This window comes from Methanoplanus limicola DSM 2279 (assembly GCF_000243255.1).
GTDB classification, from domain to species: Archaea; Halobacteriota; Methanomicrobia; order Methanomicrobiales; family Methanomicrobiaceae; genus Methanoplanus; species Methanoplanus limicola.
The window spans coordinates 1,288,591-1,314,426 of sequence record NZ_CM001436.1 but is presented as its reverse complement, the minus strand read 5'-3'; the positions used below and the strand labels follow the sequence as shown (position 1 = coordinate 1,314,426).

Below are 25,836 nucleotides of genomic sequence, written 5' to 3'. Positions count from 1 at the left end.
ATCTCCGCTGCATTCCAATTATACGGAAACATTATGCAGTGCACTATAACCGTAATTTCCGTATAAAAAAAGATTAAATTGTTATTTTTGGATTATAACAATCCAAAGGACTTTAATGTGACTTCAGGATTGACTGCACCCACGCGGTATGTCTCTCCTTCTGTAAGTTCATTGATTATGACCTCTGCCGGTGAGAAGAGGGATGTATCAATCTGGTAGAAGTCAAAGTTTGCCTTCTTGAATGTGTCATAGAACGGTTCGCCGTATGACGAGGACTTGTTGGATGGAATCTTTTCGAGATAGTCGGTTATCTCAGGTGCTCTCATTGTAAGATAGATCTGACCGTGGTAGATAGTTGCGTCATTTGTGCATCCCATTGCCTTTGTTGAATCCTTCTTGACAGGTGGAATCGGTGCAGTACCCATTGCAGACTCGATCTTCTTTGTGTCAAACCCAAGTTCATTGAGCTTGTAGATTGCTGTTTCAACACAGCGTCCTGCGACCTGAATTGAACCGACAATTGATGCTGTAGGTGCGACAAGTGCGCATACATTTGCAACATCCACACCGCATTTCTCTGCAATATGCTCCATTACAGCCTCATCAGGGAGTGTGTCTGATTCAAGGCATATTACTGCATAGTCTGATTCGTCCTCATATTCGATGACTTCGTATGTGTGCTTTGGCATGAGTGAGAGTGCACGTGCCGGTCCGCTTCCCATTGCGAAGAATTTGCCGGCCTTTACTGTCCATCCGGCCTTCTGTGCGCCAAGGCATGATATTGAAGGGAAATCTGTGTTTACGTCAATAAACGGCATCGGTACGCCGTTAATCTGTCCGTTGCGGAAAGTTACCTCTCCAAGTCCGCCCATGCAGATCTCTGTAAAAATTCTACCTGCTGAGTAGCCGCCTTTTGTATTTACTCCACAGTCTACAAACCGTGCGCCGTTGTCCATCTGGTGGAATTCAACGTTATAATCTTCCGGAAACTCTGCGAGTCCCTCAAATATGTCCAGAGCAAGCTCATTTACACTAATCAAGAGTTAAACCTCCTGATTCATACATTGATCAAACAAAATAGATAATATTTGTCAAATTCATTTGGTGTTTTCTTTACGGAGATTCTCTTTTACCTTGTCCGGTTCATACCTCAGAGTGATAATTCTTGACCTTCCCCGTATGCCTTTATAATTGATGTTGATGATTCTGAGTGAGTCCAGTTTTTTTACTGTCTCGGTGAATCTTGTATAACCCATCTTCAGTCTGTCCTTAACAGTAATGAATAGATCAGCAGTAGTTATCTCATTATTTTCCGTTGAAAGCTCTGAGATCAGTCTGAGGATCTCCTTCTCATCACCTTTCAGTGTCTTGAGGGTATTTTTCAGGTGGATATTCTTTGAGACGTCATATGCGCGGCATATGTCATCGATCTCAATTGTTTTTCTTGCATCCATCTCTGCATTAATTCCGGCCCTCTTTAAGAGGTCAATTCCAACCCTGAGATCTCCGGCCTTCATCGTCTGCTCGACAACAATGTCAAGAAGATCGGATTTTATGACATTTGGATAAAATCCCTGGTACACTCTCTGGAGAAGAATCTCCTTCATTTCATCAATGGTGTACGGCGGAAAATAGATCTCGTCAGGCCTGAAGACGGATGATACTCTCATATCTACTTCATCCATCAGGTTTATGTCCATATCCGAAATAACCGTAATTATCCCTACTCTCACTCCTTTTACAGCCTCATGGGCGCGGAGGAGTGTATATAGTATTTTATTGATCTCTTTCTCATAAAGGAGATAATTCGCATCATCAAGACAGATTAAAAGGACAATATTTCTCTCCAGGGCTATCCTGCATATCATATCAAAGACTGTCTTAAAGGATGTACCTGATGAGGGAATACTATTGCCCGAGAGTTTGTGGTATATCTGGGCAAATATGGCAAATTTTGTATTATCGATCTGGCAGTTGATGTGCACCGGAATAAGTCTCTGCGTGTGTGCCTCAATCTCACTGAAAAGTTTCTTTATTGTTGTTGTTTTGCCTGTACCGGGAAGTCCCCTGCATATTGTATTCAGGGGCCTTGAACCTGAAAGTCCGGGTTTGATCTTAAAAGCCAGTTCTTTGATCTGATTCTCTCTGAAATTGAACTGCTCCGGAATAAAATCCGTCTCAAATACCTCCGGGTCCCGGAAGATTGTCTCATCCCACATCAGAAGATCTTTAGTCATGGCTTATCTCTCAGTTATCTGACTACCGGATATTATCACTGTTCATCTCTTTTCATCCCCTCAAGGCATCTCCGGCAGAGCACCCTTCCGGCAATGACCTTTGAGGCATGCTCTGTCTGTGGAGTCACAGCAGAACCGCAGATTTCACAGATGGTGGTTTTATTTATAATTTTATTATTCTCTTTATACCGGATAATCCCTTCCGGACTCTCTGAAACCCTCTCCGGATAATTCTCTTTTTCACCGGAAATATCCGTACTCTTTAAATCTGAACCCGGTGTTGTGCCTTTACTCCAGTATTTTTTCCTTTTTTTCCCTTTTATCTCCGTTTCTCCGGGTGAGAAGGCCTTCAGACTCTCCTCTTCTCTCTTTTTGGTCTGCTCTGATTTCCTGCATTCCTCTCCTCTCTGACCGGTTACCCTTCTTCTGTAACTGTCCACCCTCTTTTTTGTATCCGGATCATTACTGCCGAATTTTCCGAGGACCATGTCGAGATAATTTATGAGTTCGTCCGGACTTTCATCCCCGGAGATATCTCCTTCTACCTCTATCCTGAGATTCTCGTAATTCTCAAGGTTTACAGTCACTCCAATTCTGAGTTTCTTTTTATCTGGCATATTTTGTATCCGGAGATTTTTTCTGCTTATCTGGCCTGCCTTTCTTTTTTCTCTCTTCGGGCGCGGATTGTATCCGGTATTTTTTTATCTGTCAGCCCCCGTTAATGCATCTTTTTCAGGAGACCTTTTTTACGGTATCTTTTGGCTGAATGGTGTACTATTTGTATTACCTGGATGAAATAATAATTACTGTTCTGTCTGAAGGCCGGCAGATGATGAAAGTTACTGCATAAAGTTTCTGGGAGTAACTAAGTATTTTTATTTTTGAGATTTTGCAGAATCACTCACCTGCGCATATGGATATTGTCCTTTCAGGATTATAAAGTTAGATTCGTTTTATAGTATAGATTACCAGTGTTAGCGCAGGTTCAATTCCTCTGATGGTTTATTCTAACTTTTTTGGGAGTTAGTATTTAAAAATCTGGGTAAACATGATCTCCCGGAAGATTAACTCCACGGGAGACAAAAGAAAAAGTTGGATTAAAAAATCTCAACCTACCAAATAATATACTGAGATTATTTTATTTATTATCTTTGTCCTCCTTCGTGTAGATTCCATCATACTCTACACTTCCAAGGTTATTGGGGATCCTGTAGTGCAGGCATCTGAAAGGGCCTAAGTGGTCGCCTTCCGGAATTACGATATATGCCTGGTGCGTCTTCATCTTTTTCCACCTGGGGTTAAACCTGGCAAGGTCTGGTGCGTCATTTGTGAAGAGTGTGCGGCGTCTTGGAACAAGCCATTCAAAGGAAAGCCTGACAGGTTTGTATAATTGCGTCCACTGGTGGGTTGTTGATATGAAGCGGATGCCGGTGCTTCTTAGCTTCTGAAGATTCTTCTTAAACTGGTTGTTAGTCTTCTTCTGAATTGCAGCTGCTTTCCGGTCTTCATAAATGCCATGTCCCTGAGAAGGACAGACGTTGTGAATTTCATCATAGATGACTGCCAGAGGCCTGTGAATCCAACCCCTGTTAGCAAGCCAGACCAGACGTTCAAAGATGACTGCAAGGACTGAAGCGTGCGTTACATCGTCAAGTATGAAGGGGTCTATGCTTACGATATTGAGCCGGTCAGGCTTGCAGTATTTCCATATCATCTTAGGGTTATCTACATGGACATATTCAATGTCATAATCCTGATCTGATATTATTTTTACATCGCAGCCAGTCAGGGTAATTATCCGGACTGCTCCGAAGTAATACAGGAGGGTTAGGATCTCGTTTCCGGATTCTCCGGTATATTGGTTATACTGAGCCTTCCCGATATCAAACCAGACCAGGGCTTCCCTGGGTGCGTACTCTTTGAAGAGATCAATTAACCAGTACAGGAAATTGGTTTTACCTGTTCCGGTGCTGCCGAGTTCTAAAAGGTGCTGCCCTGGGTTCTTAACAAACCGGGTGATAAAAAACTTCAGTATTTTATCGACAGTCTCCTGATTATCTAACAGAATATCTTCGTCATTATCCTGAAATACAACTGTTTCCATCCGAAAGCACTTCCAAAACCGATTATTAATCCAAGCCAGAATATCAGAATGATAGCAAGATCCAGCATCCAGTAAGGACAGAAGAAAGATCCTGCCGGGATAAGTATGCAGTCAGTTCCCGGAGCGGAGGCAGAGAGTGCAGAAGATAGATTCATTATTCTTCCTCCATCATCTTTGCATGAGCTGCACCCGGAAGGGCGATCTCTTTTATCAGTTCCCGGTCAAGGATGTTGAATTCTTCAATGATGCTTTTAGCCTCAGCCAGGATTGCATCATAAGCTGACTCATATGTTCCCATTTTGCCATAATTGTAGAGCTGATTCTCCATGAGTGGCTGATATCCCTGCCTTAAAAGTCTGAAGTCAGCTTTCAGGGTTTCGATTCTTGCACTGAGATCTTTTACTTCCTTGCCTTCTGACTTCAGACCGTTTTTCTTTGCTTCAAGGTCTGTTACTATCTCTGAGATTATATTCATCCGGAAGCGAAGGGTATTTCCTCCGGATTCTATGAGCTTAAGCAGAGAGTAAAACAGATGATAGCTCATTGGAGATAGGATATTATTCTGCCTCCTGTTCATTTAGTTCCTCCAGAATGCAATTCTATCCATTAAGCTGGTCTTCTCAGGATCTACTGTTCCAGGTGATCCATAATATGCCTGTGGCTGTATCTGGCCGTTTATCTGCCCTATGACTCCCTTCAGGTATTCATCAATGCCTTTTCTGTCAAGCGGAACCCTGTTTCTTTTCAGGATGGTGATGAAATCTATTACTCCATCTAACCGGATGACTCCGCTGTCATGAAGAGCCTGGAGTATTGCAAAGTCTATTGCTTCATCATATGACAGTTCGGTGAGGGTGTTCTCCGGATCTCTTCCAAGCACCTGCACCATGTCAAGCCTTCTCATCAGGGGATCGTTGCCTGAGATGTCGGTCTGGATTTTCTGCCGGATGTCATCCGGAAGAAGGCTGCTCTGGTTTACTGCTGCATTCCTCACCTGAGCCATAAGATCGCCCTGATTTGTTGCTGCACTCTGAGTCATAAGATCATCCCGCCATTGCCTGGCCTATGAGTATTCCGAGGAAGAGGGTTGCAAGACCGACCAGGGCGAGCATAGCAATTGCAGGCTGCCGGTTAAGTGCATTGCTTAACATCGTTTTTGATGTCAGGACTCCCATAAGGTCGGGGTCTGTTTTCATCCGGATGACTGTTTCATCTATTACGATTCTTGCCGGTCTGCCGGTCTCTTCATCGAATACATGAACCTTGTTTCCGTCTTCGTCATATATCGGGGTTGCAGTCCATCCGTCCAGGGGATCGACTTCTACAGGCATCCTTTCAACCACTGCCTGAAGTGGTGCTCCGGTCTCCTCGTTAAAGAGATAAGCAGGTTTTCCCTTCAGGTCGAAGAGAGGCCTTAACCTCATTGGACCATAAACCCGGTCTTTTCCTACATCCCTGACAAAGTCACCTTCCTTAAGGAGAGTCGGGAATTTATACTGGCCTCCGTTTTTTCCTATGAGCAGACATCTGACCTGTTCTGTTCTCTTTACAAATTTGATTGGATTCCATGATTTGATATTCCATGCCATTATCTGTTACACCTCTTTTTCAGAATCTTTTTGTCTTCAAGCTGTCTTCTTGCGTCCTGGTCTGCCTCCTCCGGGGAAGCTCCAAGGCCTTTTGCTATCCGGGTTCCGTAATAGCTGTATTCTGTTTTCCATTGTTTTGCTGACATATTCACCTCAAAACGGTTTGATTGCGTCAATGATTTTGTGGAATATGGATATGACTACACTGATGAATCCTATCAGGGCTTCCACCAGGGCACGGTTATATCTGATAAACTTCCTCAGGAATGAGATGATATCTCTGCTCTGTGATGCTGAATAGGCCATGCAGACCGATTCATACAGGACAATGATACTCAGAAGATGATCCACAAAAAGGAGCTTAAAGACATAAATCAGGCCGAAAATTATTGTTCCTACACTGCCTGCGAAACTGAGAATATTTCCTATCCAGGCAAGGACATCTATATTCTCATTGTCCATAGAATCCAGAACAACTTCCGTATCAGCGTAAGTAATTCCAACATTAACGGGGCTGGTACTTGCTAATGTGATTTTTTTAAGTGGATATCTGTCAATGTCGGAAGCTTCTGAAAATACGCATTTGTCATCTCTCAATATATAATTGATAAAAGACACTTCTGAAATGAGAAGACCTTTTTTTTGAGTGTCTTCCTCTTTGACATATGATGTCAGGAATACTTTCTCTGGTGTTACATCCAGTCCTTCCCATGCCTTTGATTCTCCGTCTAATTCTAATGAATAATAGCTATAACCTACATCACCAAGTTTATATGCAGTATAATTGATTTGTCCGGTATGCTCTACACCATTCCATTGTGTGAGTGTGAAATTTACAATTTTTGCAGATGATAAGCCATAAATTTCAATTTTAGTTATAGCTAATGATCCTAAATCATCACCTGAGCCACCAGATACGTCATAGTTTACACTGGTAACACTATCAAAAATAGTTACATCAGTATTTAAGTAATCTGCTCCCAAAGTTGAATAATTCCCAGCTGATGCAGGAATTATGAACAATGCCAGGACTAATAACAGGAAGGGAAGGAGGATCTTCTTCATCTGTATTCCTCCCTCATCTTCTCCTTTTAGGAGTCATCCAATCGCACATGGCCAGGATAACCACCACCACACTTAGAGTTGCAATTGCTTCTATATTATCAAAAATTATGTTGAGAGCGGATTCGGCTTTTGCTTCAGATGTCCTGTGGTCGGGGGTTGGTGCTGCTGTAGGATCTCCGGGGAGAACCTGCCCTTCCGGCCTGATGGCTATATACTCATTGATTGTGTCTCCCGTCCATGAAGGAGTATATATTCGGGATACTGTTACATAGCCGTCCTTCCGGATTGTGTAAGATACTTGTGCCGATTTGTTGACCTGGAAACTGACATAACCGGAAGATGTTGTAAGCTTGGTCTGCCAGTTAAGGGTGACTGCTGCCGGGCTTGTCAGTGGGGCTGTGTCTCCGGCTGCATTGGTCTGTTCTGAGATATAAAAATTATAGACTCCCATTCCTTCCCCCGGTTCATCTCCATAGGTCGGCGTTAGTCTGATTTCATTGGATGAGTCGGCATAGAATGCAGCCTGATCCGGTATGGATGTCTGATTTTCATATCCGGAAGCCTCAGCCCAGTATTCATATCTTAGGCCTTTTTGCAGGAGGAATTCACCTGTGCCGGAGGGGAGGGTTTGATTGACAAGGTCGCTGCCGTCCAGTGCACGATAATAGGCTTTTGAGCCGGCTATGAGGGAGTTGTCGGAGAGGGATTTTACGCGGGTTATTATTGAGACTTCGTTTGATGGGGCTGCTTCATTATCGTTTGTATAAGTATAATTATTACCGGCTAAGGATGTTATTACGATGCTAAAATCATTTGTTGATACTACGTCATTTATATCATTGTCTGATATATCAGTTACTGTAATAATGTCATTAGTATATCGGGAATATGTAGAAAAATAACCATCTCGGTTTAATGATATTTGATAAGGGTAACTCTCACTAATTGTAAGCGTGTTTTCCCATGCCATATTTCTTACACTTTGGTAATTACCTTCGGCTACATATCCCCCTGAAGCCAGAAATATTCTTCCGACTTCAGAATTACTTGAGGTATTATATCCTGTATATTTAAAATATGGAACATCAAAATAAATCCCTGTAAGTGTTATAGTATTTGACCCACTGGCTAAATCCTTAGTAAAATAAGCCCATAACCTATAATTTGTAACCGAACCGCCAGCATTCCTGTATATCTGCCAATATAAAGTACCTACATTTTCGTCTGATATATATATGGGTGAATTACCATTATCATCTTCGGCATTTATACCCAAGCCAGTTCCTTCATATGTCCAAAAATATGTTCCACCATATTTATCTTGAGTATCAGGTAAATACAATTGGTTAAATACATAACCATAACCCTTATGTTGCGTACCAGTACCAGTGCCAGAATATTGACCTAATTCTATACCTTCTTCCGAAAATGTTTCTTCATAGGCACTCACCGGACTGCAAATCAGCAGAACCGCAAGCCCCACTATCATCAGGAATGGGAGGGCCTTTCTTCCGTTCATGGGGTGGCCTCCTTTAGCAGCTTCCGGATTTTCTTTTCTAATCTTTTTTCTGATTTCCTTATCTGAAGTTTGAGAGATATTCCTGTACCTACAAGGAAGAAAAAAATCCCCAGTATGCCATCCTGAATGGCAAGGAAAAGATTACCTACAGTGCAGTGCATTGTGAAGAATACTAGGAAGATAATTCCAAATATCAATGAGAAAGCACCAACGATATATTCAAAACTCTGGTTACTCTTTTTTTTCTCTTTTTTCCTGTCACTTTTAATGATATTTGAAATATCTTTCAGAATCTCATTTTTTTCATTGTTTTCCGTTTTTGGTTTAGTTAATTCATTCATTTCTAATCACCTCACCTTCTGCCAGAACTTAGCGTTTCTTCGCCAGCATGAATATCACGACAAGAATCAGAAATACGGCAATCCAGTTATTCAGGACGAAATTCAGAAATTTCTGGTACATCGTTTCCGGCTGAATGTTTACTGCTCCAGGCTGAAGCTGCACTGTGAAAAATGTAGATTCGTTGTAGTCAAGCCGGACAACAGAACTGGTGTTGCTGTGGATGATGTCATCCCCGGAAGAATCAAAGACTGTTATGTCCTGAGTAGTAAGGCCGAGGTCCTGAAACTGAACTGATATCCTTGTGTCTTCCTCTGCTGATGCCGGAACAGCTGCGAGGATGAGAACTGAAAAGAAGGCTACTAAAAGGAGGATTGGAAAAGTTGAAATTTTCATCTTTTCACACCTCAGAACTTTGCGAGAATCGCGGCAAAGATGCCACCGATAAATGCCGAGATTGCAATTGCGATACTGAGCGGGATTAGATTGACCACAAGATCCACAAGATTTGGTACGAATGAGACGACCCCATCAAGGATCTCTGCGATTGGAGTAAGGTTGATTGCCATCGGAGTTTTCACCTCGTTATTGGCAGTATAGGTCAGGGGTTATAATATAGGTCTCAAACACTACGCCGAGAGGACGACCTTTTTTATTACTTACATACATAGAAAGTAAAAAAGAAAGCGAACCACCCATGCCGGAACTGAACCTTGGAAAGGTAGAATTAACAAATGACAGTCTGATAGGGAGAGTATTCAGGAGATCCTTATATCGGCAAAGTCATTCCAGAAAGAAGCTGACTGTGTATATTGATGTTGAGCTTCTGGAGCATTATGAAAAAAATCAGCCCAGGAAGAATAATGGATCCTTCGGTGGTGCACTTTCGGATGATATCAATAAAGGCCTGGCCGTGTGGTTGCAGGTGCATGATTTAATCTAAAAAATGTCAAAGTATTTCTCTGTCCTTTACTACATCCGCCATTTCTCCGGCTGAAGGGGTTGCATAATGCAGCTGGATCACCCGGATTGTATCTCCGGTAAGCCTGGAGACCTGTTCAGGAGTCCAGCCGGCAGCCTGGCAAAACTTTACGCATGTTGCCCGGAGTGCGTGGATGGGTCTTCCGGGGACTCCGGCACGATTACATAATTTTTGAAAGCGGTTGTATGCCTGCCGTTCTTTGAAGCTGAAGAGTGTTTTTTGTTTCTTTGGGATTGTTTTTAGAAGTATTTTGATCTCCTGGAGAAGTTTCGGAGATATTGGAACTGTTCTTATCCGGCTGCCTTTCTTCTTTTCTGCATATGACATAGTTGCTGAGTTGAGATCAATATCAGATATTTTGATTGATACCAGGTCAGCTCTTCTCAGGCCGAGGGAGACTCCAAGCATTATGAGCACCCGATCTTCCTGGCATTCGCAGGCTGCAAGGACTGCATCATACTCCTGCCTGGTAAGTGCCTGCTCTCCGGAAGTAATGACAGTATGCAGGCCGCCGTAACTGATTGCCGACTTGTGTTCCATGTCGGTAATGTTAGGCTTTTGCTTATAAAGAAATTATGTTGATATTTTAAAAAAGTGCCATAATTGCAGGTTATCGGCAACGGAGAAAGAAGAGGAGTTATCCTCTAACCCACCAAAGATGATTACCACAGTTAGAGCAAATTGTATTCACTGCTTGCAAATTTGTATCAGGATAAACTAACTCCGTTTTGAGATTATCCCATTGCCTATATGTATAATAGGCATTGCATTCTTTACAGTAGCATCCTTTTTTTAACCAACCGGAGGGAATCCCTTCATAAAAATTAGTTTTTACCTGCATTTTAGATCACCTCCGGCAGCAGACCCATGATCCCCATGAAAGCCGTTACCAGATAAAACACAAATAGCAGCATAATGTAAAAGTCCTTAACTTTTGTCCCATGCCAGACCCAAAGACCATTAGCAATAATCCAGCAGGTGAACCCTGCCAAGTGTGCAGCTGCTGCCGGAACTGCCACCAGTGCTGCACCTGACATTCCGAGGATGACCGCCGGGGTTTTGACGGGATGAAACTTACTCTTAAGTTTTCGGCATCTGTCGATTGATTCTGATATTTTCAGAGGATGTTTAGTACGGGGTGAAGGGAGATCTGCCAATACAGACCCCTTCTCGTTGATGTTGTTATCTGACATCACACTCACCATGTAAAATGTGAGATATTTCATCCGCTACAAGAGTTTTGAAGGTAACATCATTGTCAATGATATCTTCCTGGTTCATTCTGTTCCGGACCATCTCTTCCCGGAGAAGATACAATTGTGAGTTAATCCCTTCCATGACAATTGTCATATTGACAATTGCCTGAGTCAGTGCAGCAAGGCCGCCGAGATCCTGATTCATAGATATGCCCCCAGGGATGATTGCCCAAAATCCGGATGATGATTCCGGGGAAAAACATCAGGCTTTTCCACTAAAGGAGCAGCTTCAATCTTAGCGTCAATCTCTGCCAATTTATGAATTTCCTTACGAATACTCTGAATGGCTGCTTCATTCTTTTCAGCATCTGCAAGAGCGTCAGATTCTTCTTTTTCCAGACTGAGTAGAACATCATCAAAATCGGCCTTAATTTCAGGCTTAAGGTTGATTGCTACTTTTATAGATGAGATTTCATCCTGGATATTTACAACCCGTCTGGAAATATATAGTTCATCGTCCCGGTATGAGTCCAACTGCCGTCTGAGATCTTCCAGTTCCCGGATGTATCCCCAGGAGAACTTACAACTATGACAGATTGGTGCTGTACCCATAGGTCCGGACCCTGATAGATTCAGCCTCCCACATATCGGACAAAGCCATTCTTCCGACATCAAGCATCACCCTCCAGGATCTCTAAAGCTGTCCTGGCTAACCTCCGGTCCTCGTGGATAGGACATTCATATCCATACTCTGGATCACATACACAGTCCAGCGAGTCGGCAAGGTCTCGGAACCGGGTAAGTGCCTTTTTGAGCAGATACATTTCATATTTGTTGATTGTTATTGTTTCATTTCCATCTGTTATCATAAAATTCACCTCTTTAAAATTCACATAAAATCCGCCAATGAAATTCCTTCATTAGCCGCAGCCTTCTGAATTCTCTCAAAGGCTTTCCGGTCCTGTTCCTCATCCTTAATGAGATCATAAGCAGCTGCTGCGGTGTGCATCAGCTGCCGTAAAATATCCCTCGGCCATTTCTCAAGCTCATAGCCGTATTCAAACCGGAATTTTCTTGCCTGGTTGATGTATCGCTTTATTGCGGCCTTTGTCTCCGGTTTTTTAGCTTTCTCCAGGTCAGCATAGGCTTTTGATATGTTGATAGTGGCCATATCAGCACCTCTCCTGAATCACTGCATCCATGAATCTTATCAGGGAAGTCTGATGGAGTTCTGAAGAATCTGAAATTCCCGGTTCCTGATCTGATTTTTTCCTTAAGCTTGAATGCACCAGGACATGACAGTCATGACAAAGTGTAATAACATTTTCCGGAAGGGAATTTCCACCTATAGCAATCGGAAGATTATGATGAAATTCAAAGAGATAATGGAAAACTGAAGGATTACATTTCAGAATATTTTTTATTCTCTCAGGTGCGACACTCTCAGAATTCTTTTCCCAGTAAAGATCTTTATGGGTTTTCCCGCATAACCGGCAGCAGTAATTATCTCTCTTAAAGACCTGGTTGATTACCCAGTCCCACGACCCCGGAACTCTGGGTCGTTCACCCTTCCGGGAGCAATCCCATGTATAGATACCTTCCCACTTGCATTCCTTGCTGCAATATGTATGACCAGCATGATCCTTCCATTTCATGTTTTCCGGAATTTCCTTTCCGCAGTTGTGGCAGGGAATGAATTTCATGTCCTTCCCTCCTCTCTGAAAAGGTTCTCTTGTATGGGAGTCCAGGCATGCAGCATCTTCCCGGAGTATTCAGCGTGTTCCAGATATTCATTCAGGAAGGGGAGAACATAAGATTCCGGTAAGATATTCCCGCCTGCCCTGTATTTTCCTGCAAGCTCTTTTCCTATCTTTTTGGCTTTCCTCTTGCTGTATCTGGCCAGAAAGATAGGATAGTTCTGATTATCAAGAAATGAGAAGAAATCTTCCTTCAGCTGATTCTTTTTCTTCAGATATTCCTGTCTCATCTGAGAGGATCTCCGGACATAAACAACCTCTTCAGCAATTTCCGGAGGTAGTTCTCCAAGTTCAGTACCCATTATGAGAGCATCAGCCAGATATCTGACCAGCTGAGAGAACTTCTGAGGATATAACTGTTGAATGATAGCCTGATCTGGTCTGAGATAAACTGCTGTTTTAAACCTTTCAGAATCCATCAGAGAACACCTCCATTAGAAGACCTGGAAGAATACTCTAACAAGGCACTGACATCTGACAGCAGTCTGTACTTTTTGACCTTACAGGAAAGACCCCCTGGTCCGAAGAACCAGAAATTCTGAGGTAAATAATATATATCTTTAAGTCGTAGAATACCTTGATACTTTTTTGCGTGATTTGTAAAATAAACGTCTTTTTGACGTGATTTTTTGATTTTATCCAAAGATTCAGGGATTCTGTCAGGTCGCACCTTCTCCGGCATACAGGTTTTTGTATAGTACCTTCTGACAGCAGTCTGTACTTTTGAAAAAAAATTGGCCAGAATGGGCTTCATTCTGACACCTCAGCTAAAGCAACCTGAACATCAACAGGTGGATAGTATTTCACCGTTTTAACTCTTACAAAATTTTCAGAATCTTCAAACAGTCTTTCCAGAACTGATATTGTCTCTAAAATTTTTTCATGACTACTGGAAATCCTACAGCTTAACCTGACTGGATATTCTGTCAGATTACCATCATCATCCTTCAAAATGACATATATCCTGTAAGATGACTTTCTGAACAGTGATGCCGGCATTATGCCATCACCCCAAGGCCGACATTCCCTTCACCTTTAAGAATATGATAAGATACCTTTCTGTTCTTCCTGACTCTTCTCTTCCGGAATTCTTCATTCAGGGTTTTTCTGATGACTGCCTGAACATGCGGATGAAGTATAGAGAAGCTCTTCCTGCAGCAGCTGCACCGCCACCCCATGACCGGCCAGCCCTGAACAATGACAATGAGATTCTCTAAGTTCTCCAGGCCTCCATCATAACAGAAGGGACAGGTTACAGGAATGATTTCTGTCATAGGGCATCAGCCTCCCTGATCAGAATAAGATGCTTATTCTCGCAAGTCTGGAAAATGCAGCCTTCACATTCCCCATTGTCATATTTACGACATCCTATCAGGCATTTATGAACAAAAACCTCAATACAGGGAATTATTCCTACAGCATCACAAATAACCTGAGTATCCGAAAGCTTATGCAGAATACTTCTCCAGGGTGCATCCGGCTGAATACTTTCAATCATGCTGCTGCCTCCCATGAGATAAGGCACATTCAGAACATTCCTTCCTGTACTGCCTGATTCCGGCTGATTTCCCTTCATGATATCCCCAGAGAAATAGTGACGCACTGAGAACAGCCAGAAAACCAAGTGCTAAGATGAAGAGCAGCATCACTCATCACCGCCTGATTTCTTCCCGGAATTCCGGCGGTAAATCGTCATCCTGTCAAAGTCCCCGGTCACTCTGTAACCGTCATCAATGACTTTCCCGTCTCTTTTCCGGACCTTTACCTTATCCGGCATCTTCTCAGTAACAGACCAGGAGCGGAAATTCAGAGTTGTCATATCTCCGGATTTTTCAAGAAGGGTAATCCACTTCTGTTGTGGTACCTCTTCGGAATCCCCATTCCACTGAGGGATTAAAAGGTGGACGTTCTGAAAGGTTCTGATACCTTCCTTACCGTCTTTTCCGGTGAAGATTGTAACATCAAAAGCCATTCTCAGATCCCTCCTTTCAGAATAGTTTTCAGCTGGGGAGGAGGGGAATTGATAGCATGATCCCACATCCAGAAAGCCAGTTTCTTTTCCCGGCAGCTCCCCCGAAAAGATCTGCTGAAGGCCTTTCTCTGATATCGGGCTGCTCTCCGGCACTGATGATTACTGACAATCCTGTCTAATTTCAGAAGCCTTCCGGAAATTGTTTCAAGTCCGGAATTCTCACAGAGTTTATTCAGGTAGTTAAGGAGGAAGACAGAACCGTGCATCAGGCATCACCGCCTATCTCATCAAGTAACTTCTGATGCAATTCCTCTGCAAGTTCAGAGATATTCAGATATGAAGTGCTCCTCGCTAAATGATCATGGTCATTATTTATTAGTTCTCTTCGTGCTTCAGATTCTGCTATAATCCACTTTTGGATTTCGTCAATCAGAATTTTCAGTAATCTGTCTATATAACTTACTTTTGTGATATTTTCATCATACCAAAATATTTCACTTCCAAAAGGTGATCTAATCCCAATACAATTTAGTGAGGTATAGAAACCTTCAACATGATTTTTGCTGATTACAACACTTGATGGGGTGTTAGATCTGTGATATTTAATGAAAGTAAGGCAATTAAGCATTCAAACCAATCCCCCTTAATGAATCTTCATTGTCCGGGCGGTTTAGAATTGCCCTGGTAAAAAGTGAATTCTCCTGAAATTCCGGAGGGAAACTATCATAATCTTCAGCATCAATAATGCTGCTGTCTGTCTGCTCACTGTCAGATGGGCAATTTATATTGCCTGAGAAATCAAATTTATTTCTGGCGGCCTCAAATAACTCGTTCGTGGTGGTTCGTTTTAGTCGGGGTTCGCCATTATGATTTATTATCATAAAATCACGCTCTTTTCCTCTTGTTTACTTTCATTCAGTATGTTCTGTACGTCAAGTTTCCTGACCTGATACTTTGTGTTTTCAATCGCAGTCCTGGCATATCTTTCAAATAATTCAGAATCTTCTTTCAGCTCTTTTACATTGTCCTCCAGGCCTGTTATTCTTTCAAATGCCGTATGGAGAAGTCTGCTCTGAACCTCTATCTCCTGCCCCTGCTTTTCAACCAGGGCTGACAGTTCTGAGATCTTCTGGTCCTGTTTATTGCATTCCTCCTGTATCTTCTCAAAAGCACCCTTCAGTTCCTCAATGAATGTCTGAAGCTGCTTCTGGATCGAATTTCCGGCAAGTATCTTTTTCATGCCTCATCACCTGAATTTCCTTTTCTATTAAGAAATACTCCAAAAACCATTAAGAAAATACCAAGTACAAGACCTACAGAAATAATATCATTCAACTGGTCAGGATTTATCCAGGTTACAAGAGCGAATGTTAAAAACCCTGTTCCTAAACCTGCAATGAAACCGAGTTTATCGCAATTCAGGACAGATCCCTTAAACTCTTTTTTTGATTCACTCATGCTGTTGCCTCGGCAGTGTTTACATTGACTTTTTTACCGTTGCTGTCAATCACTTCAATCTCGCCAATTTCAAGACCTATTATAACATACTCTTTGGCTATTGGGTCTTTCATCAGCGCAGCATACTCATCTTCTCTCATTACAATATTTGCAGTCATAATTGGCCTCTTTTTAATTCGTTCGTGGTGGTTCGGTTTTCGGTTACTGTTCTCATGCTGTTGCCTCCTCTGAATTTGCAATGGTCAAAAGTCCTTCACGTTTGGCAAGGCATCGGAGACCTTCTTTAAGAAGTTCTGCATCTGTGTACCTCTTTCTTAAATTCTGAATTGCATTCATCAATGCAGGTTCTCTATCGCTTACGATCATTACCTGCAGGCGACATTTCTTAGTAACATCTTCTGCCATAGAGATTAATTGCTCACCATGAGTTATAAATTTAACTCCTCATGAGCATGTGTGAGTCATGAATACATATAATAAATGAATGATAATGTTTAATTCTAAGATGGCTAAGAAAAGTGCAAACCCTCCAAAAATTTCAGTTTACTTTGTGGAGGAAGATGATATTCCACTTTATGATAAATTAGAGAATTTAAGGGCAAAAAGGAAATTATCTAAAAATAGACTCATCTTAGAAATTATCAGGGAACATTTGGATAATTTAGAGAATGAATCAAATTTAACTTCTCAACCTATGACCGAAGAAGAAGCACAAAGGCTTGCAGAGTGTGAGCGCGGTATGGTTGAGATGAAAAATGAGATTGCTGAAATTAAGAAACTGATTCTTTCAGTTATGCCTGAGCCGGATGAATAGAGTGGAGGCGCGGCAGGGTTTGAGGTTAAAGGAAAATAAAAACTTACTTTTTTGATGGGGTGCGTAAATGGAAGATAGTAGTAAATTGATAATATTGGGGTCATTATTCGTCAGTATCTTAATGTTCTTTTTTGGAGCAATTACCAAAAATAATGGAATATTTTTCGTAGGGTATATATTTTTTGTAGTGTTCATAGCAGGGCTGATTATAGCAGCCATACTTCATTTTACAAAAGGGGATGAGGATGATTATTATGAGAGACCAGTAACCAGGCCTGAAGTAATAAAGAAAGATAATTCTTCTAAGTCTGGTGAGCAAAAATCAGGCTCTCCAATTGCAGGAATATTGGTAAGTGTTACATTTCTTATCATTGGTGTAGCCATCTACATTTATGGAGATTATATGAGCAGCAAATACCAGTTGATGCATTCTCTTCTCCATATGTACAATAGTGAATATGCACAATACGCATTTATGAAAATTATTGGGAGTGTTGTTGCTATCGTTGGACTGCTGGGGATAATTATCACGCCATTCATGAAAAGGTAATACTGACAAATTATTGATTTTATGGGGATTTTAAAATGTGGGGAATACTGGGGAAATTTAAAGATAAAGCTCAGGCTTTAGAAAGTGGAAATGATACGGAAAACTGGCTGAAATCTTTTGAGAAAGAGACAAAGGAATATTACCGGAACAATCCGGAGAAGGTTTCTGGGTTTTATGATAGAGGGAAAGGAAAGAATGGTTTTTAATTATGATAGCACGCTTCTTTTATAATCTTGCTGATAAATGTATTAAACATCCAATAATTTCAGGTTTTGCCGGTTTATTCACTCTTCTTGGATTCAGTTTGGCGTTAAATGGGCTTCAAACTCTTTTGAACTCCATAATCTGGTTTATTGGGATCATCCAGGGAATTCCCTTCTTATCTGAAGGTATTATAGGTTCAATTATTGGTTTTGCCATTCTTGGTGTTATTGTGTGGTATTGCAAAGGTAATACTCCATAGTCCTGTAGATTGTTTCTGTCGTAACTCCCATAACAAGGACAATAGTCCCAAAAATTGCAATTGCCAGTGAATTTGCCCCAATCCCAAGAGCAGTAACTAAAATGCCTGTGATTGTCAGGATAAATGATTTAAGGTAATTAGGTCTTCCCGGAATTTTTCTCTCTGCTTTCAAAATAATCACCAAGTGAATTTAAGGTTTTAATGGTTTCAGTATATGAACCTAAAGAGGTTAATATTAACCCTGTAATCAGAAGCACTAAAATATTAGAAATATATCCAAATAAAAAGGCAGATACCCCAATTGAACAACATAAGAAACATTCATGGTATTCTGGCAGGAACTCTGATATCATAGACATTCAGTATATGATAGTAAGATATCATCCGTATTTAATCTACCTTTCCCGGACTGTTTTGAATTTTGGCGGCACAGTTACATATTGTAACTTGGAATTATAATAATATTATCTCAAATTGTTTGAGTTAAGGAAAATCTTTGAGACCTAAAGTGGAAGGGTCCCAAAGCAAAAAATCCACCTCAAGAAGATACAAAACATCAATTCAATCAATGTAACATTCAGCCACAGAGATTTGAATGACGCAACATCTTTACGAGTTGACAATATTTCTTATGTGGTAATAGTTAATAAAATTACTGAACGAACCTGAAGTCCTGACTTTCTTTTATATAGGGGTAGTCTTAAAACTTTATTGCCGGAGGGGCGTGGAAGCCCTGTAGAAGGCAAATAAAAAATCCACAAAAGGAGGTAAAACAGGGATGTCAATTCGTTTATCAATTGATGTATGCTTAGACAATGTAATTTCAGTAATTCTTGACATTGCAAAAATCTTAGCATTCATACTTGTATTCAGCCACTAAAAAACTATTGGGGATTAAAATCCCCATTTCGAGAACCTCATTTATCCTGCCTCCGATTCTGGAAGTCAGATAATCCCTTTCTCTTTTGCCTTCAACAGCATCCGTGTAAACATCTCTTCTGATATTCCATCGTTTTCTTTTATCTTATCTTTGAGCGAAATCAGGGAATGTCGGGCATCATCGGTAAGAGGAGATCCGCACTGGTGACACAACCTTGCACCCGGTACGTTTATGGTGCTGCATGAAGGGCACTGTACGGGTTTTATTGTCGGGCCTTTTGGCCGGCCTGCTTTTTTGACAACACCATTTTTCTCCAGGAGAATTGAATCTAACTGGTCATTGCTGAGATGACAGTATGTAGCCATCATCGGAGTACTGAGGCTCCCCCATGCCTGAAGTTTAATCACGCTTTCCGGAATACCGTCAGCATTCATATTTGTAATCCTGCTGTGTCGTAAAATATATGGGAATATTTTTTCAATCCCTGCTGCCTCTGCTGCCTTGGATATAATCTCATCAAAATATTGCCGGGACAAAATGTTGCCGCGCCGGGTAATAAAGATCGGCATATTCTCGTCCGGGTTTCCTCTGAAATAATCTGCCTGCCATTGTGCCAGGTAATGAGCGTATGTAATGATCCTGATGTACCTGGGTTTCCCTGTCTTTTTTGAGGTTGTGAATACCGCGCCATATTCATCAAATTTTACCTGTGACCAGGTGGCCTCACGTATTTCAATTGGTCTTAGTGCACCCTCGTACATCAGTGAGATCATTGCGCGGTCGCGGGAGTTTTTACACCCCATGATCATCCGGTTCATATCTTCCGGAGAAATCATCTGAGACGCTGTTTTTGTAGCCTTGTCAGCTTTTGGTGTTTTTATTGATTCTATTTTTTTGGGATCTAAATTAGGGTTCTGGCCTTCTTCGATTAGCCACAGCAGGAATATTTTCAGATAGTGCACTCTCAGCCGCCGGGTGTTCTGTTTCCATATTTTGCTGACTACATTCAGAGCCTGATACACATCGGATGTCTTGCAATCTCTGAGCGGAGACAATATCTGTTCTCCTCTTTCTGTTGTTATGGCTACAAATTTACATATTGCTTTTGCCGTAGCTATACTGGTTGAATCCGCAAGGCCGCAGGTTGCCTTGCGCTCTTCAATAAACTCCTGGATAAGATCGGCATCGTCCGGACAGATGTGGCCGTCTGTGGCCTGGCCTGTCAGATATGATTTGATATTGATCTCTGCATATGGCATACAGTAAAATAGGTTTAAGAAAATATATAGTATCTGCTGGTAATATCGGCAGATGATGAAAGTTACCCCCACTGACGGAGATTTTCTCCGTATGAAGAAGCAGGGATCTGATGCCGGTCTAAATGTTCAGAGAACATTTTTCTGAATTATTTTTTATATCCGGTATTCTCAGGAATTTTTCCACTAAAAGCGGCATTGTCTCCTTAGAATCTTTCTGCTTCATTCAGGTTATGATATCAGATCTCCCCGAAAATTATCTTCATCAGATCTTCAGATCTCCTCAGTCCGAATCCGCCTTTCTCTGCAATCTCTCTCTCACTGTAGCATTCCGCATCGTCATTCCCCCTGCCGAGTACTGCGAAGGGTACAGGTTCTGAGGTATGCGTCTTAATCCTGATTGGTGTCGGATGGTCAGGAAGGACTGCAATGATGGTATCTTCTGTATTATCAAGTATATAGCCTGTGACCTCATCGACACTCTCGATTGCCTTTATCTTCTCTTCAGTGCTGCCGAGATGTCCGGCTTCATCAGGTGCCTCGATATGGAGATATACGAAGTCATAATCTCTGAGTGCGGAGACTGCATATTCTGCCTTTGCCATATAGTCGGTATCGAGATATCCTGTAGCACCCGGCACTTCAATTGTGTCCATCCCTGCGCAGAGGGCTATGCCTTTGAGGAGGTCAACTGCCGAGATCATTGCACCCCTAAAGCCGAACTTATCCTCAAAATTCTCCATTGCAGGTTTCTTACCTCCGCTCCATGGCCATATGGATGTTGCAGGCCTTTTTCCGGCTTTCAGCCGTTCGGCATTTACCAGGTGTTCCTTAAATACCTCTCTGCTCTCCTCCATGCACCTGAGAAGCACTTCGCTGTCCCCGCCTTTTGGGAGGTATGATGCAATCTCCCGGTCCACTATGTCATGCGGCGGGGTTGTGCTGCACCCTTCTCCGCCCGGTACAACAAGGAGGTTTCTGTAGCTAACTCCGGGATAGCCTTTTGCTTCCCGGATTTTTTCGTTTAAGGATTCGATAAGCTCTTTTCCTTCTTCACCGGAGATATGTCCGGCTGAGAAGTCCTCCATAATTCCGTCTCTGATGGTTACGAGATTGCATCTGTAGGCGATGTCATTCTCTCCGAGGTCCACTCCCATGCTTATCGCTTCAAGGGGGCCTCTGCCTGTGTAGCACTCCTCAGGCCTGTAACCGAGAACGGAGAGGTTTGCTATGTCACTACCCGGTTCGTAGCCTTCAGGTACGGTTTTGAGCATGCCGCATCTGCCTTCTCTTGCAATTCGGTCCATATTCGGGGTTTTTGCAGATTCAAGGGGGGTTTTTCCGCCAAGTTCCTCAAGGGGTTCATCTGCCATTCCGTCCCCGAGGATTAGAATATATTTCATAATTTTATCTCAGTTTTCCCCGCAGATCTCTTTTATCGAGGACCTGCATGCCGCCCTGACAGCCCCTTTTGAGGTCTCTTCCGGAATCCAGCCTATACTTTTCATCTTCTCAACCGAGAGCTGCATCTTTGGGACATCGCCGACCCATCCACGGTCTCCGCCGGTATAGTGGAATGGCACGCCTTTGAGATTCATCTCTTCGGTGATTATCTCACCTATATCAGTGACGCTTATCCAGTCCTCAGAACCGATATTATAGAAGTTGAAGGTTTCGTCTGAGTTCTCAACCGCAAAAAGGACTGCATTTACGCATCCTGTGACTGAAAGGTATGATTTTACCTGCTTTCCGTCTCCGAGAATTTCAAGCTCTGTTGGGTTCTCCTTTAACTTATGTATGAAGTCCCATATGACTCCGTGGTTGCTCCTCTCACCGATTATGTTTGCAAACCGGAATACCCATGCCTTCATGTTAAAGGAGTGTGCATAGGAGGCTATCATGGCCTCACAGGCCATCTTGGTGGCACCGTAGATTGATATTGGTATCATTGGTGAATAATCCTCAGGTGTGGGTATTACAGTCGCCTCACCATACACAGTTGACGTTGAGGTGAATACTATCTCTCCGACATTGTGAATTCTCATGGCCTCAAGGACATTCTCGGTTGCGGCCACATTGTTGTCAAAAATAGGTGCCGGAGTTACTGCGCTTGCCCTGACATCCGGATCGGCGGCTATATGGTACACGCGGTCAGCACCGGCAAATGAATCCTGCCAGCCGTCTGAGAGAAGATCGGCCTCTAAAAACTCAACTCTTCCGCTCTTTATATAAGCTTTTATATTATCCAGGTTTCCTGAGCTTAAATTGTCAATTATTAGGATTTTATCCCCTTTTTTCACAAGGGCATCTGTAAGGTGCGACCCGATGAACCCGGCCCCGCCTGTGATTACTGAATACATTACTGGAATATATGCACTGCTTATAATTTTTTATTTCTGCTTATGCCGGAGATGGAGGAGATATTGTCCGGTTCAGAATAGTATCAGGATTATGATTACTGCAATGAGCATCATCCCGTTTCTGAGGGCTGTTGAGATTATCATAATGTATGCTCCGGTCTTAGGGCCAAAAATTGCTGCGTACGATGAGCCGTACCATTTTATGTTTCTTGTAACACTCGTCAGTATATTTCCTATGAGCAGTGTTGTTACAATATCTGCCGGAGTTAACTCACCTCCGTTTAAGAGAGCAGAAGCAACACCTGCGCCTGCGATAAACGATCCAAACTGTGCTGCAATAATCGCAAGTGCGGCTGTTGGTATTGGGAAGAGGAAACTCAGGTTTTTCATTCCGTTTCCAAGATGGTCAAATATTCCCAGATTTATAAGAACTGATACAATAAGCAGTGTTGGGATGGTGATTGAGAGAATTTTTATGAGAGGTTTTTTTGAACTTTCAATAGCTGTTTTTAACGCAGCTTTCGAGGTTATGAACTCTACACTTCCTCTCTCCTCTTCAGGGATATACTCCCTCTCCCTGAATTTAAATCTTCCATATAGCATGACCACTCCGGTCTTTCCAAATCCCACTGCCATAAGTATCAGGAAATAGAGAAGCCCTGTAAATCCAAGGAGTGGGATATAAACAGGGAGAAGATAACGCCAGTGCATAACTACGGTTGGAAAGGAGTTCATGACAGAAGCTACAATCATCTCTTTTTCTGAGATCAGCTCCTTATCTTTATAATTTACAAGCATGGTGTTTGCAGCTTTCGGGGATATAAAAGCCAGGAGAAATGAGGTTCCGCATATATCATTCAGATTTGCAAATCCGGTCAGAGGTTTTGTCCATTTTGCAATTTTTCCGGTAATCTTCTTTGCAATCAGAAATTCTGCAAATATCACTCCCGGAATCATAAAAGGAATCGTCTGGAGAGAAAGATTTAGGAACTGTATCAGCGTCTCTTTGAGAAAATCCAGTGTTATCAATTCATAATCTCCCGGAGGTTATTTTCTTCTTTTTTAGAGGCATTTTTATATTATGGGTGATTTCTTTAAATTTTAATTTGTTCCTGTCTGAACTCCCTCTGTTTGTTATGAAATATATTGTTAAAAATGTTACTCTATTCAATTTTTAGTTCAAATTACTTTTACTTAATTACAATATTTTTAAATATTGTCTGATTGATCGGGTATATTATTGAGTCCGGCACTCATTCCGAGGGCTAAAAAGATCATTATATCTGAAAGTCTCCTCAAAATTATTATGATCTCCATTCTGCTGGCTCATTTAAGATACACGGATGGCTTCTATATGGTATTAGCAATAAACCGCTCTTAATTTCCAAGGTGTGTTCTGATATGGAAGGAATAAATCCCATAACTATAGTTAAGAGAGGCTTTCAGGGACTTCAGATTCTTTTTGTTGCATTCGGTGCACTTGTCCTTGTTCCCCTTCTTACCGGCCTTGCTCCCAATGTGGCGCTCTTCACCGCCGGGGCCGGCACACTGATATTTCAGCTGATTACGAAGATGAAGGTCCCAATCTTTCTGGCATCCTCCTTTGCCTTTATTCCGGCTATAACATACGGTGTGGCGACATGGGGCATTCCGTCAACTATGTGCGGCCTTGCCGCCGCAGGTCTCTTTTACGTCTTTTTAAGTATAATCATCACGATCTTTGGCATAGAAGTAATAACCCGCATATTCCCTCCGATTGTTGTCGGCCCTGTAATCTCGGTGATTGGTCTCTCACTTGCACCTGTTGCAGTCGGAATGGCACTTGGCAAATCCGGAGATCTTCAGGTAATACCTGTTGAGACGGCTCTTATAGTGGCAGGAATATCTCTCATCACAACTCTTGCGATATTCATGTTCACAAAAGGCTGGCTTAAGCTTGTGCCTATTCTCTTTGGAATTACAACAGGATATCTGGTCTCCCTCTGGTTTGGCCTTGTTGACTTCACGACTGTCGGCAAAGCAGGGTGGATTGGCCTGCCGGATTTCGTATTTCCGGAATGGAACCTTGCAGCCATTCTCTTTATAGTTCCGGTTGCTATTGCACCTGCGATAGAGCATTTCGGTGATATTTTGGCGATAGGGTCAGTTACGGGGAAGAATTACCTCAAAGATCCGGGTGTAAACCGGACAATGCTTGGGGACGGTATAGCCACATTCTTCGCATCATTTGTTGGCGGACCTCCCAATACGACGTATTCTGAGGTCACAGGTGCAGTGGCACTCACAAAGGTTTTTAATCCCTGGATCATGACAGCAGCTGCCGTCATTGCAATTATATTCTCATTTATCGGAAAGATTGGAGCATTTTTACAGACCATTCCCGGGCCGGTTATGGGTGGTGTTATGATACTTCTCTTCGGCCTTATTGCAAGCCTTGGAATTGATCAGCTGATTAAGAACAGGGTTGACCTCTCGAATCAGAAGAATATTGTAATACTCTCATTAATTCTCGTCACCGGAATAGGGGGACTTTTTATTCCTGTCGGCGAATTTAAGCTTGCAGGCATCGGCCTTGCAGCAATAATCGGTGTCTTCCTGAACCTTGTTCTTCCGGAGGATGTTAAAAGTAGTGGGGAGGCGAATAATTAATTATGTCTGTTCACTCTTTTTCGCACCCGCTTGTGGCGCATAAGGTCAGCCTTCTGAGAGATATGAAGACAAATTCCAAGGACTTCAGGGATATCGTCACTGAACTCACCATGCTTCTCACCTATGAGGCTACAAAAGATCTTGAACTTTCAAAGGATTTCATAACCGGATGGGAGGGTAAACCTGTTGAGGTTGAGAAGTACCTGGAGAAGGATCCTTCAATAATCCCTGTCTTCAGGGCGGGAATCGGGATGCAGGAGGGATTTATGAAAGTATTTCCTACTGCCAGAATCAGTTATATTGGCTATTACAGGGATCATGAGACCCTTCAGCCGATGAAATATTACGCAAAGCTAGCAGATGGTATCAGCGAGAGAACTGTATATATCCTTGACCCGATGCTTGCAACCGGTGGAACAACCTCGGCTGTATGTACTCTCCTGAAGGAGGCCGGCTGCGGGAAGATTAAGGTGCTCTGTGTCATTGCAGCGCCTGAGGGAATTGAGAGGATGGAGAAGGAGCATCCTGATGTAGTCATAATTCCGGCAGTTATAGACACTAAGCTGGATGAGAACGGGTACATCGTACCGGGACTTGGAGATGCGGGAGACCGCCTCTTTGGAACCAGATAAATATTTTAGTTTTT

42 protein-coding genes are annotated in these 25,836 nt (G+C 42.4%); 4 read left to right on the top strand and 38 right to left on the bottom strand.

The genetic code is table 11. The features are described from left to right. Positions 1–92: 92 nt before the first annotated feature. From mch to METLIM_RS16535, 33 genes are all read right to left on the bottom strand, one after another. Positions 93–1,040 (bottom strand): methenyltetrahydromethanopterin cyclohydrolase, encoded by a 948-nt coding sequence (gene mch / locus METLIM_RS06425; protein ID WP_004077135.1) that lies wholly within the window; start codon positions 1,038–1,040, stop codon positions 93–95. 57 nt (positions 1,041–1,097) lie between these two features. Further along, positions 1,098–2,237 (bottom strand): ORC1-type DNA replication protein, encoded by a 1,140-nt coding sequence (locus METLIM_RS06420; protein WP_004077134.1) that lies wholly within the window; start codon positions 2,235–2,237, stop codon positions 1,098–1,100. A gap of 35 nt (positions 2,238–2,272) precedes the next feature. Then, positions 2,273–2,854 (bottom strand): hypothetical protein, encoded by a 582-nt coding sequence (locus METLIM_RS06415; protein WP_004077133.1) that lies wholly within the window; start codon positions 2,852–2,854, stop codon positions 2,273–2,275. A 521-nt stretch (positions 2,855–3,375) separates the two neighbouring features. Continuing rightward, a complete protein-coding gene (locus tag METLIM_RS06410) occupies positions 3,376–4,341 on the bottom strand; it encodes a P-loop NTPase family protein (protein WP_004077132.1) in 966 nt (321 codons plus the stop codon). Beyond that, the gene (locus METLIM_RS06405) at positions 4,296–4,496 is read right to left on the bottom strand and encodes a hypothetical protein (RefSeq protein WP_004077131.1); all 201 of its coding nucleotides are present in this window, start codon (positions 4,494–4,496) and stop codon (positions 4,296–4,298) included. Before METLIM_RS06405 ends, METLIM_RS06410 begins: the two co-directional genes overlap by 46 nt. Beyond that, positions 4,496–4,918: a hypothetical protein gene (locus tag METLIM_RS06400; protein ID WP_004077130.1), complete on the bottom strand. Its 423-nt coding sequence runs from the start codon at positions 4,916–4,918 to the stop codon at positions 4,496–4,498. The genes METLIM_RS06405 and METLIM_RS06400 overlap by 1 nt, the downstream gene beginning before the upstream one ends. After that, complete coding sequence (locus tag METLIM_RS06395) at positions 4,919–5,380, bottom strand: hypothetical protein (RefSeq protein ID WP_004077129.1); 462 nt, start codon at positions 5,378–5,380, stop codon at positions 4,919–4,921. A gap of 4 nt (positions 5,381–5,384) precedes the next feature. Further along, a complete protein-coding gene (locus tag METLIM_RS06390) occupies positions 5,385–5,930 on the bottom strand; it encodes a hypothetical protein (protein ID WP_004077128.1) in 546 nt (181 codons plus the stop codon). Continuing rightward, a complete protein-coding gene (locus tag METLIM_RS16550) occupies positions 5,930–6,076 on the bottom strand; it encodes a hypothetical protein (RefSeq protein ID WP_004077127.1) in 147 nt (48 codons plus the stop codon). Before METLIM_RS16550 ends, METLIM_RS06390 begins: the two co-directional genes overlap by 1 nt. A gap of 7 nt (positions 6,077–6,083) precedes the next feature. Then, complete coding sequence (locus tag METLIM_RS06385; protein WP_004077126.1) at positions 6,084–6,995, bottom strand: hypothetical protein; 912 nt, start codon at positions 6,993–6,995, stop codon at positions 6,084–6,086. Positions 6,996–7,008: 13 nt separating this feature from the next. Next, positions 7,009–8,445 carry a hypothetical protein gene (locus METLIM_RS06380; RefSeq protein WP_157202250.1) on the bottom strand — a complete coding sequence of 479 codons (1,437 nt, stop codon included), beginning with the start codon at positions 8,443–8,445 and terminating at the stop codon, positions 7,009–7,011. 65 nt (positions 8,446–8,510) lie between these two features. Further along, positions 8,511–8,855, bottom strand: coding sequence for a hypothetical protein (locus tag METLIM_RS06375; protein WP_004077124.1), 345 nt, complete (start codon positions 8,853–8,855; stop codon positions 8,511–8,513). Positions 8,856–8,883: 28 nt separating this feature from the next. Beyond that, complete coding sequence (locus METLIM_RS06370; RefSeq protein ID WP_004077123.1) at positions 8,884–9,249, bottom strand: hypothetical protein; 366 nt, start codon at positions 9,247–9,249, stop codon at positions 8,884–8,886. Between the two features lie 11 nt (positions 9,250–9,260). Then, on the bottom strand, positions 9,261–9,422 hold the full coding sequence (locus METLIM_RS16545) for a hypothetical protein (protein ID WP_004077122.1): 162 nt from the start codon (positions 9,420–9,422) through the stop codon (positions 9,261–9,263). Positions 9,423–9,802: 380 nt separating this feature from the next. Continuing rightward, a complete protein-coding gene (locus METLIM_RS06360; protein WP_004077120.1) occupies positions 9,803–10,375 on the bottom strand; it encodes a tyrosine-type recombinase/integrase in 573 nt (190 codons plus the stop codon). 302 nt (positions 10,376–10,677) lie between these two features. Next, complete coding sequence (locus tag METLIM_RS06350) at positions 10,678–11,028, bottom strand: hypothetical protein (protein ID WP_048145700.1); 351 nt, start codon at positions 11,026–11,028, stop codon at positions 10,678–10,680. After that, positions 11,018–11,236 (bottom strand): hypothetical protein, encoded by a 219-nt coding sequence (locus tag METLIM_RS06345; RefSeq protein WP_004077118.1) that lies wholly within the window; start codon positions 11,234–11,236, stop codon positions 11,018–11,020. The genes METLIM_RS06350 and METLIM_RS06345 overlap by 11 nt, the downstream gene beginning before the upstream one ends. After that, entirely contained in the window at positions 11,233–11,643 is a 411-nt protein-coding gene (locus METLIM_RS06340; RefSeq protein ID WP_157202249.1) for a hypothetical protein, read from the bottom strand. The genes METLIM_RS06345 and METLIM_RS06340 overlap by 4 nt, the downstream gene beginning before the upstream one ends. 59 nt (positions 11,644–11,702) lie before the next feature. Beyond that, positions 11,703–11,900, bottom strand: coding sequence for a hypothetical protein (locus tag METLIM_RS06335; RefSeq protein WP_004077116.1), 198 nt, complete (start codon positions 11,898–11,900; stop codon positions 11,703–11,705). Between the two features lie 20 nt (positions 11,901–11,920). Then, the gene (locus METLIM_RS06330) at positions 11,921–12,202 is read right to left on the bottom strand and encodes a hypothetical protein (protein WP_004077115.1); all 282 of its coding nucleotides are present in this window, start codon (positions 12,200–12,202) and stop codon (positions 11,921–11,923) included. Between the two features lies 1 nt (position 12,203). After that, the gene (locus METLIM_RS06325) at positions 12,204–12,734 is read right to left on the bottom strand and encodes an HNH endonuclease (RefSeq protein WP_004077114.1); all 531 of its coding nucleotides are present in this window, start codon (positions 12,732–12,734) and stop codon (positions 12,204–12,206) included. Beyond that, positions 12,731–13,207: a hypothetical protein gene (locus tag METLIM_RS06320; protein WP_004077113.1), complete on the bottom strand. Its 477-nt coding sequence runs from the start codon at positions 13,205–13,207 to the stop codon at positions 12,731–12,733. The genes METLIM_RS06325 and METLIM_RS06320 overlap by 4 nt, the downstream gene beginning before the upstream one ends. After that, positions 13,207–13,542 carry a hypothetical protein gene (locus METLIM_RS06315; protein WP_004077112.1) on the bottom strand — a complete coding sequence of 112 codons (336 nt, stop codon included), beginning with the start codon at positions 13,540–13,542 and terminating at the stop codon, positions 13,207–13,209. The genes METLIM_RS06320 and METLIM_RS06315 overlap by 1 nt, the downstream gene beginning before the upstream one ends. After that, on the bottom strand, positions 13,539–13,739 hold the full coding sequence (locus METLIM_RS06310; RefSeq protein ID WP_157202248.1) for a hypothetical protein: 201 nt from the start codon (positions 13,737–13,739) through the stop codon (positions 13,539–13,541). Before METLIM_RS06310 ends, METLIM_RS06315 begins: the two co-directional genes overlap by 4 nt. 47 nt (positions 13,740–13,786) lie before the next feature. After that, on the bottom strand, positions 13,787–14,062 hold the full coding sequence (locus METLIM_RS06305) for a hypothetical protein (RefSeq protein WP_004077110.1): 276 nt from the start codon (positions 14,060–14,062) through the stop codon (positions 13,787–13,789). Next, positions 14,059–14,364 (bottom strand): hypothetical protein, encoded by a 306-nt coding sequence (locus METLIM_RS06300; protein ID WP_157202247.1) that lies wholly within the window; start codon positions 14,362–14,364, stop codon positions 14,059–14,061. Before METLIM_RS06300 ends, METLIM_RS06305 begins: the two co-directional genes overlap by 4 nt. A gap of 69 nt (positions 14,365–14,433) precedes the next feature. Then, complete coding sequence (locus tag METLIM_RS06295; protein ID WP_004077107.1) at positions 14,434–14,760, bottom strand: hypothetical protein; 327 nt, start codon at positions 14,758–14,760, stop codon at positions 14,434–14,436. Between the two features lie 265 nt (positions 14,761–15,025). Beyond that, complete coding sequence (locus METLIM_RS06285) at positions 15,026–15,388, bottom strand: hypothetical protein (RefSeq protein WP_048145691.1); 363 nt, start codon at positions 15,386–15,388, stop codon at positions 15,026–15,028. After that, a complete protein-coding gene (locus METLIM_RS06280; protein WP_004077105.1) occupies positions 15,381–15,641 on the bottom strand; it encodes a hypothetical protein in 261 nt (86 codons plus the stop codon). The genes METLIM_RS06285 and METLIM_RS06280 overlap by 8 nt, the downstream gene beginning before the upstream one ends. Next, positions 15,638–16,000 carry a hypothetical protein gene (locus METLIM_RS06275; RefSeq protein WP_004077104.1) on the bottom strand — a complete coding sequence of 121 codons (363 nt, stop codon included), beginning with the start codon at positions 15,998–16,000 and terminating at the stop codon, positions 15,638–15,640. Before METLIM_RS06275 ends, METLIM_RS06280 begins: the two co-directional genes overlap by 4 nt. Next, on the bottom strand, positions 15,997–16,218 hold the full coding sequence (locus METLIM_RS06270) for a hypothetical protein (RefSeq protein WP_004077103.1): 222 nt from the start codon (positions 16,216–16,218) through the stop codon (positions 15,997–15,999). The genes METLIM_RS06275 and METLIM_RS06270 overlap by 4 nt, the downstream gene beginning before the upstream one ends. Then, positions 16,215–16,376, bottom strand: a complete 162-nt coding sequence (locus tag METLIM_RS16540) for a hypothetical protein (protein WP_004077102.1) — start codon at positions 16,374–16,376, stop codon at positions 16,215–16,217. The genes METLIM_RS06270 and METLIM_RS16540 overlap by 4 nt, the downstream gene beginning before the upstream one ends. 52 nt (positions 16,377–16,428) lie before the next feature. Further along, entirely contained in the window at positions 16,429–16,584 is a 156-nt protein-coding gene (locus tag METLIM_RS16535) for a hypothetical protein (protein ID WP_157202246.1), read from the bottom strand. A gap of 139 nt (positions 16,585–16,723) precedes the next feature. Between METLIM_RS16535 and METLIM_RS06265 the strand changes: the two genes are divergently transcribed. Together METLIM_RS06265 and METLIM_RS06260 are read left to right on the top strand one after the other, a co-directional pair. Further along, positions 16,724–17,032 carry a hypothetical protein gene (locus METLIM_RS06265; RefSeq protein ID WP_004077100.1) on the top strand — a complete coding sequence of 103 codons (309 nt, stop codon included), beginning with the start codon at positions 16,724–16,726 and terminating at the stop codon, positions 17,030–17,032. A gap of 67 nt (positions 17,033–17,099) precedes the next feature. After that, positions 17,100–17,582 carry a hypothetical protein gene (locus tag METLIM_RS06260; protein ID WP_004077099.1) on the top strand — a complete coding sequence of 161 codons (483 nt, stop codon included), beginning with the start codon at positions 17,100–17,102 and terminating at the stop codon, positions 17,580–17,582. Between the two features lie 428 nt (positions 17,583–18,010). Here the strand turns inward: METLIM_RS06260 and METLIM_RS16530 are convergent, their stop codons facing one another. The 5 genes from METLIM_RS16530 to METLIM_RS06230 form a co-directional block, all read right to left on the bottom strand. Further along, positions 18,011–18,217 carry a hypothetical protein gene (locus METLIM_RS16530; RefSeq protein ID WP_157202245.1) on the bottom strand — a complete coding sequence of 69 codons (207 nt, stop codon included), beginning with the start codon at positions 18,215–18,217 and terminating at the stop codon, positions 18,011–18,013. A gap of 773 nt (positions 18,218–18,990) precedes the next feature. Further along, entirely contained in the window at positions 18,991–20,184 is a 1,194-nt protein-coding gene (locus METLIM_RS06245) for a site-specific integrase (protein WP_004077093.1), read from the bottom strand. A 236-nt stretch (positions 20,185–20,420) separates the two neighbouring features. Then, positions 20,421–21,584, bottom strand: a complete 1,164-nt coding sequence (locus METLIM_RS06240) for a cofactor-independent phosphoglycerate mutase (protein ID WP_004077092.1) — start codon at positions 21,582–21,584, stop codon at positions 20,421–20,423. 9 nt (positions 21,585–21,593) lie between these two features. Continuing rightward, the gene (locus METLIM_RS06235) at positions 21,594–22,541 is read right to left on the bottom strand and encodes an NAD-dependent epimerase/dehydratase family protein (RefSeq protein ID WP_004077091.1); all 948 of its coding nucleotides are present in this window, start codon (positions 22,539–22,541) and stop codon (positions 21,594–21,596) included. Positions 22,542–22,613: 72 nt separating this feature from the next. Beyond that, complete coding sequence (locus tag METLIM_RS06230; protein WP_004077090.1) at positions 22,614–23,570, bottom strand: hypothetical protein; 957 nt, start codon at positions 23,568–23,570, stop codon at positions 22,614–22,616. Positions 23,571–23,942: 372 nt separating this feature from the next. Between METLIM_RS06230 and METLIM_RS06225 the strand changes: the two genes are divergently transcribed. Both METLIM_RS06225 and upp read left to right on the top strand, forming a co-directional pair. Further along, positions 23,943–25,190 carry a uracil-xanthine permease family protein gene (locus METLIM_RS06225; protein WP_004077089.1) on the top strand — a complete coding sequence of 416 codons (1,248 nt, stop codon included), beginning with the start codon at positions 23,943–23,945 and terminating at the stop codon, positions 25,188–25,190. Positions 25,191–25,192: 2 nt separating this feature from the next. Continuing rightward, complete coding sequence (gene upp, locus METLIM_RS06220; RefSeq protein WP_004077088.1) at positions 25,193–25,822, top strand: uracil phosphoribosyltransferase; 630 nt, start codon at positions 25,193–25,195, stop codon at positions 25,820–25,822. Positions 25,823–25,836 lie beyond the last annotated feature (14 nt).

Coding starts and splice junctions, on each gene's coding strand:
- METLIM_RS06420 (WP_004077134.1), bottom strand. CDS start 2,237: ATGACTAAAGATCTTCTGATGTGGGATGAGACAATCTTCCGGGACCCG.
- METLIM_RS06415 (WP_004077133.1), bottom strand. CDS start 2,854: ATGCCAGATAAAAAGAAACTCAGAATTGGAGTGACTGTAAACCTTGAG.
- METLIM_RS06410 (WP_004077132.1), bottom strand. CDS start 4,341: ATGGAAACAGTTGTATTTCAGGATAATGACGAAGATATTCTGTTAGAT.
- METLIM_RS06405 (WP_004077131.1), bottom strand. CDS start 4,496: ATGAATCTATCTTCTGCACTCTCTGCCTCCGCTCCGGGAACTGACTGC.
- METLIM_RS06400 (WP_004077130.1), bottom strand. CDS start 4,918: ATGAACAGGAGGCAGAATAATATCCTATCTCCAATGAGCTATCATCTG.
- METLIM_RS06395 (WP_004077129.1), bottom strand. CDS start 5,380: ATGACTCAGAGTGCAGCAACAAATCAGGGCGATCTTATGGCTCAGGTG.
- METLIM_RS06390 (WP_004077128.1), bottom strand. CDS start 5,930: ATGGCATGGAATATCAAATCATGGAATCCAATCAAATTTGTAAAGAGA.
- METLIM_RS16550 (WP_004077127.1), bottom strand. CDS start 6,076: ATGTCAGCAAAACAATGGAAAACAGAATACAGCTATTACGGAACCCGG.
- METLIM_RS06385 (WP_004077126.1), bottom strand. CDS start 6,995: ATGAAGAAGATCCTCCTTCCCTTCCTGTTATTAGTCCTGGCATTGTTC.
- METLIM_RS06375 (WP_004077124.1), bottom strand. CDS start 8,855: ATGAATGAATTAACTAAACCAAAAACGGAAAACAATGAAAAAAATGAG.
- METLIM_RS06370 (WP_004077123.1), bottom strand. CDS start 9,249: ATGAAAATTTCAACTTTTCCAATCCTCCTTTTAGTAGCCTTCTTTTCA.
- METLIM_RS16545 (WP_004077122.1), bottom strand. CDS start 9,422: ATGGCAATCAACCTTACTCCAATCGCAGAGATCCTTGATGGGGTCGTC.
- METLIM_RS06360 (WP_004077120.1), bottom strand. CDS start 10,375: ATGGAACACAAGTCGGCAATCAGTTACGGCGGCCTGCATACTGTCATT.
- METLIM_RS06350 (WP_048145700.1), bottom strand. CDS start 11,028: ATGTCAGATAACAACATCAACGAGAAGGGGTCTGTATTGGCAGATCTC.
- METLIM_RS06345 (WP_004077118.1), bottom strand. CDS start 11,236: ATGAATCAGGATCTCGGCGGCCTTGCTGCACTGACTCAGGCAATTGTC.
- METLIM_RS06340 (WP_157202249.1), bottom strand. CDS start 11,643: ATGGGTACAGCACCAATCTGTCATAGTTGTAAGTTCTCCTGGGGATAC.
- METLIM_RS06335 (WP_004077116.1), bottom strand. CDS start 11,900: ATGATAACAGATGGAAATGAAACAATAACAATCAACAAATATGAAATG.
- METLIM_RS06330 (WP_004077115.1), bottom strand. CDS start 12,202: ATGGCCACTATCAACATATCAAAAGCCTATGCTGACCTGGAGAAAGCT.
- METLIM_RS06325 (WP_004077114.1), bottom strand. CDS start 12,734: ATGAAATTCATTCCCTGCCACAACTGCGGAAAGGAAATTCCGGAAAAC.
- METLIM_RS06320 (WP_004077113.1), bottom strand. CDS start 13,207: ATGGATTCTGAAAGGTTTAAAACAGCAGTTTATCTCAGACCAGATCAG.
- METLIM_RS06315 (WP_004077112.1), bottom strand. CDS start 13,542: ATGAAGCCCATTCTGGCCAATTTTTTTTCAAAAGTACAGACTGCTGTC.
- METLIM_RS06305 (WP_004077110.1), bottom strand. CDS start 14,062: ATGACAGAAATCATTCCTGTAACCTGTCCCTTCTGTTATGATGGAGGC.
- METLIM_RS06300 (WP_157202247.1), bottom strand. CDS start 14,364: ATGAAGGGAAATCAGCCGGAATCAGGCAGTACAGGAAGGAATGTTCTG.
- METLIM_RS06295 (WP_004077107.1), bottom strand. CDS start 14,760: ATGGCTTTTGATGTTACAATCTTCACCGGAAAAGACGGTAAGGAAGGT.
- METLIM_RS06285 (WP_048145691.1), bottom strand. CDS start 15,388: ATGCTTAATTGCCTTACTTTCATTAAATATCACAGATCTAACACCCCA.
- METLIM_RS06280 (WP_004077105.1), bottom strand. CDS start 15,641: ATGATAATAAATCATAATGGCGAACCCCGACTAAAACGAACCACCACG.
- METLIM_RS06275 (WP_004077104.1), bottom strand. CDS start 16,000: ATGAAAAAGATACTTGCCGGAAATTCGATCCAGAAGCAGCTTCAGACA.
- METLIM_RS06270 (WP_004077103.1), bottom strand. CDS start 16,218: ATGAGTGAATCAAAAAAAGAGTTTAAGGGATCTGTCCTGAATTGCGAT.
- METLIM_RS16540 (WP_004077102.1), bottom strand. CDS start 16,376: ATGACTGCAAATATTGTAATGAGAGAAGATGAGTATGCTGCGCTGATG.
- METLIM_RS16535 (WP_157202246.1), bottom strand. CDS start 16,584: ATGATCGTAAGCGATAGAGAACCTGCATTGATGAATGCAATTCAGAAT.
- METLIM_RS06265 (WP_004077100.1), top strand. CDS start 16,724: ATGGCTAAGAAAAGTGCAAACCCTCCAAAAATTTCAGTTTACTTTGTG.
- METLIM_RS06260 (WP_004077099.1), top strand. CDS start 17,100: ATGGAAGATAGTAGTAAATTGATAATATTGGGGTCATTATTCGTCAGT.
- METLIM_RS06245 (WP_004077093.1), bottom strand. CDS start 20,184: ATGCCATATGCAGAGATCAATATCAAATCATATCTGACAGGCCAGGCC.
- METLIM_RS06240 (WP_004077092.1), bottom strand. CDS start 21,584: ATGAAATATATTCTAATCCTCGGGGACGGAATGGCAGATGAACCCCTT.
- METLIM_RS06235 (WP_004077091.1), bottom strand. CDS start 22,541: ATGTATTCAGTAATCACAGGCGGGGCCGGGTTCATCGGGTCGCACCTT.
- METLIM_RS06225 (WP_004077089.1), top strand. CDS start 23,943: ATGGAAGGAATAAATCCCATAACTATAGTTAAGAGAGGCTTTCAGGGA.
- upp (WP_004077088.1), top strand. CDS start 25,193: ATGTCTGTTCACTCTTTTTCGCACCCGCTTGTGGCGCATAAGGTCAGC.